4 protein-coding genes and 1 pseudogene are annotated in these 3,687 nt (G+C 37.3%); 2 read left to right on the forward strand and 3 right to left on the reverse strand.

Annotated features, from left to right (window positions below; genetic code table 11):
- Positions 1 to 90: 90 nt before the first annotated feature.
- Positions 91 to 393, forward strand: a pseudogene (locus GO685_RS04025) (M24 family metallopeptidase C-terminal domain-containing protein); the annotation flags it as partial.
- A gap of 122 nt (positions 394 to 515) precedes the next feature.
- A complete protein-coding gene (locus GO685_RS04030) occupies positions 516 to 887 on the forward strand; it encodes a hypothetical protein (RefSeq protein ID WP_175937673.1) in 372 nt (123 codons plus the stop codon).
- 5 nt (positions 888 to 892) lie between these two features.
- On the opposite strand, the gene GO685_RS04035 is transcribed toward GO685_RS04030, so the two are convergent.
- Genes GO685_RS04035 through rpmF form a run of 3 tightly spaced genes read right to left on the reverse strand, consistent with a single transcriptional unit; the run spans position 893 to position 3,096 of the window.
- The gene (locus tag GO685_RS04035) at positions 893 to 1,873 is read right to left on the reverse strand and encodes a beta-ketoacyl-ACP synthase III (protein ID WP_175937674.1); all 981 of its coding nucleotides are present in this window, start codon (positions 1,871 to 1,873) and stop codon (positions 893 to 895) included.
- Positions 1,866 to 2,903: a phosphate acyltransferase PlsX gene (gene plsX, locus GO685_RS04040; RefSeq protein WP_175937675.1), complete on the reverse strand. Its 1,038-nt coding sequence runs from the start codon at positions 2,901 to 2,903 to the stop codon at positions 1,866 to 1,868. Before plsX ends, GO685_RS04035 begins: the two co-directional genes overlap by 8 nt.
- Positions 2,904 to 2,913: 10 nt before the next feature.
- Positions 2,914 to 3,096, reverse strand: a complete 183-nt coding sequence (gene rpmF, locus GO685_RS04045) for a 50S ribosomal protein L32 (RefSeq protein ID WP_041045415.1) — start codon at positions 3,094 to 3,096, stop codon at positions 2,914 to 2,916.
- Positions 3,097 to 3,687: the final 591 nt, after the last annotated feature.

Below are 3,687 nucleotides of genomic sequence, written 5' to 3' on the forward strand. Positions count from 1 at the left end.
TCTTATGCATTGGGTAACCTCCTATTGTTGCTAAGATACTGGAGTTTACCCTATTTCTCTCTCTACTCTCTTTCTAATCCATAGTTAGCGTCAAAAGGAAATAAAGTGAAACTTATGCCAGGGATGATACTCTCCAACGAACCTGGTTATTACATTCCAAGAGAGTATGGAATAAGAATTGAAAACCTGATGTATGTTAAAAGGCAAGAAAACGGCTTCTTAAACTTTAAACAATTGACCTCTATTCCATATGATAGAAGGCTAATAGATGTGCAAATGCTTGCCCAAGATGAAATTAAGTGGATAAATAGCTACCATCAATTTGTCTATAAAAACTTAGAAAATAGTGTCAAAGATAAAGAGTGGTTAAAGGGAGTATGCATTTCTTTATGAGCAAAAGAGCTGCCTTTTCATTGTTTAACAAAGTATTAATGTAGCTGTGATGGGCATTTTGTATTGTTTTTTATTTGAGAACGATGTATAACAGAAAATACGTATTTTAAGTAGGTGTAATTATGACAGATAAAGCGCAAGGCGATGAATTTATGAAGCAGTATATGGATACTTGCAAAGAGCAAATAGAAAAATTAGCCAAGGATCCTGAATTGCTTAATCAGACCTTAAAGCCATTCATGCAAATGTCTCAGCAGCTTATGGCTGGTGGTATGTTAGACGGAGCTATGCCTGACATGATACCTAGTTTAGGCAGTATGGATATTAACAAGATGATTGCTCAGATGAAGGAGATGATTGACTACATAAAGGGTAATTATAAGGAGCTCATGAAAAAGGATAACTCGCAGATTCAAGAGCTTGGTGAATCCAGTAGAAAACTGAGAGGTTTGGTCAAGAAATTGATAGAAAAAATCGAAAGTAGTAATAGCTGAAGTTGTCAGTAGCGTAGTAACACAGAACCCCAGGTTAAGCCCGCGCCTATTGCAATCAATAATCCCAGGCTTCCTGGTCTTATTTTTGATTTTTGTATTGCATAATCAAGTGCTAGCGGAATTGATGCTGCTGAAGTATTTGCGTGTTGATCAACTGTATTAGCTACTTTTCCCATAGGAAAATCTAATTTCTTTACTATAGCTTCAATGATACGGATGTTTGCTTGATGAGGAATCAGCCAATCAATATCAGCAATTTTCAAATTATTGCATCTTAGTGTTTCCTCTATTGAGGCTGTTAGCTTGTCCACTGCACATTTAAACACTTCTCTTCCATTCATGCATATTTTTCTAGAATCACCAGTTGAAGATATTCCTCCGCTGGTACACAATACATCTACATTGCCATCAGAATATAGGTTAGCTGATATTATACCCCTTGTGGGGTGCTCTGTTGTTTCATTACAATGTGCCGCGGATTTTATTACCACCGCGCCTGCACCATCACCAAAGAGTACACAAGTTGACCTGTCTTTCCAATCAACAATCCTAGACATTATTTCAGCACCTATAACCAGTGCATATTTAATTCTATTGTTAGTTTTTATAAGCGAATCAGCAACTGTAACTGCATATATAAAACCAGAGCATGCTGCTTGCACATCAAAGGCAAATGCGTTTTTACATTTTAACTTACTTTGCACAATAGTCGCACAGCTAGGAAAAGTTTTGTCGGATGTTGTTGTTGCCACTATGATTAAACCAACTTCATCCACTGAAATTTGAGCTTTTTCTATAGCATTTTTTGCTGCACTGACAGCTAGATCCGACGTTAACTCTCCTTCATCTGCTATATGCCTTTGAGTTATTCCTGTTCTCTGTCTAATCCATTCATCACTTGTCTCAACCATTAGTGCAATTTCGTCATTACTCAATGTTTTTTTTGGCAGGCAAGATCCAGTGCTTAATATAAAACTTTTATTCAACGTGACTTACCTCACTGATTATCTTCTGGTTTAAATTTTCACTAATGGCATTTACTGCAAATTTTATAGCATGAGCAAAAGAAATAGCATCAGAATTTCCATGACTTTTAATGACGATACCGTTTAGCCCTAAAAACATAGCACCACTTCTAATTTTAGGATTAAAACGCATTAATGCTTTATTTAGCTTGGGTTTCAACAATATGCCAACAAGTATTTTTGCTGCCCATGAGTTGAATACCTCCTGCCTTATTAAATTAATGAAAGTACTAGCGGTTGCCTCAGCCGTTTTGAGCATTACATTACCAACAAAACCATCAGCAACAATCACATCTACATTACCCTCTAAAAATTCACTTGCCTCTACATATCCTTTGAAGTTAATACTTGGAGCGTTCTTGAGTAATTCAAAGGCCCCTCGTACTGAGTCATTGCCTTTAACTTCTTCTGTACCAATATTTAGCAGAGCGACCTCAGGATTGTCAACTTTTAATGCTATTTTTGCAAATATGCTCCCCATTAATGCAAATTGAAATAATGAGTCAGCATTACAATCAACATTTGCACCGAGGTCAAGCAGTGCAAAGCTTTTTGTTTTAGTTGGACAAACAGATACGATAGCGGGACGATAAATGTTTGGCAATGTTTCCAAAACAAACCTGGAAATTGCCATTAACGCTCCGGTATTGCCTGAGGATAGTATCCCAGAAGCTTTGCCTTCTTTCACTGCCTCAATAGCCGCTTTCAGACTTGAGTCTTTACGATACCTCAGCGCGAAAGATGGCTTATCATTTGCAAGAACATTATCAGAGCAATGAGTAAACTCAGAATCGTTACTTACCTTCTTATATTTTGAAAGCAAAGGAGATACTTCTTTTTGATCTCCATAAATACGAAAAAAAACTTTAATACCTGGGTCGACAAGGTTATCTAAGAAAAAACTAGCACCTTGAATCACTGAGAGAGGTGCAAAATCACCTCCCATAGCGTCAAGTGCAATGACTATGTTATTGTTGACTGTGGGTAACATATCATGATAGTTATTCTGCCTGTTGTTTGATGAAAACCCGTTTTCCTTTGTAACTGCCATCAACTGCTATATTGTGAGGTAACATAAACTCCCCAGTTGTTGTGCATACCACAATGTTCTTAGGCTGAACAGCATGATGAGAACGATGCATATCACGCCTTGACTTTGACTTTTTTCTTTTTGGAACTGCCAAAACTTCCTCCGTTATCTACCGAAAATTCTACCAATCTACTAGTAACATGTTTTTTACAAGAAGTAAACAGTGATAGTAAAATAAGTAAGATTTATCTATGCTCCTAAGCTTTAAACTGGGCATCTCAGTCAAAAGACCTCTTGCGTTATGGTTTTAGGAGAAACGTACAGTTATACGAACATTGTGATTTGAGCCCACCAAGAGGGCGTCATGAAAGTAGCCCCTTCTTCTGTCATTCCAGCGCGTGACACACAGTTGTACGAACATTGTAATTAGCAGGTAATGTGCATAACAGATGGTGTCATCCCAGCGTTACGGCTGGGATGACAGGTCTATGGGTGTCATCTAAGTAGCCTTTTCTTGTCATTCCAGTGCTCAGACACTGGAATCCAGTTTTTCCATAATAATTAATGTTGTGTTTTAAATTAAGATTAGCTACTTTCTATGTTCACAAAATTAGTTTGCTTGCTTACAAGCAGACTTTTCTGGATTCCATCGGGCTTTGTTGCATGGCAACTTATGCTGTGGTGATTTATGATAAATTCATGTAACCATTTCAAATTTAGCCATGCCAATGTCAGTAAATTTATT

It is taken from the genome of Wolbachia endosymbiont of Madathamugadia hiepei, assembly GCF_013366855.1.
Classification (GTDB): Bacteria; Pseudomonadota; Alphaproteobacteria; order Rickettsiales; family Anaplasmataceae; genus Wolbachia.

Coding starts and splice junctions, on each gene's coding strand:
- GO685_RS04030 (WP_175937673.1), top strand. CDS start 516: ATGACAGATAAAGCGCAAGGCGATGAATTTATGAAGCAGTATATGGAT.
- plsX (WP_175937675.1), bottom strand. CDS start 2,903: ATGTTACCCACAGTCAACAATAACATAGTCATTGCACTTGACGCTATG.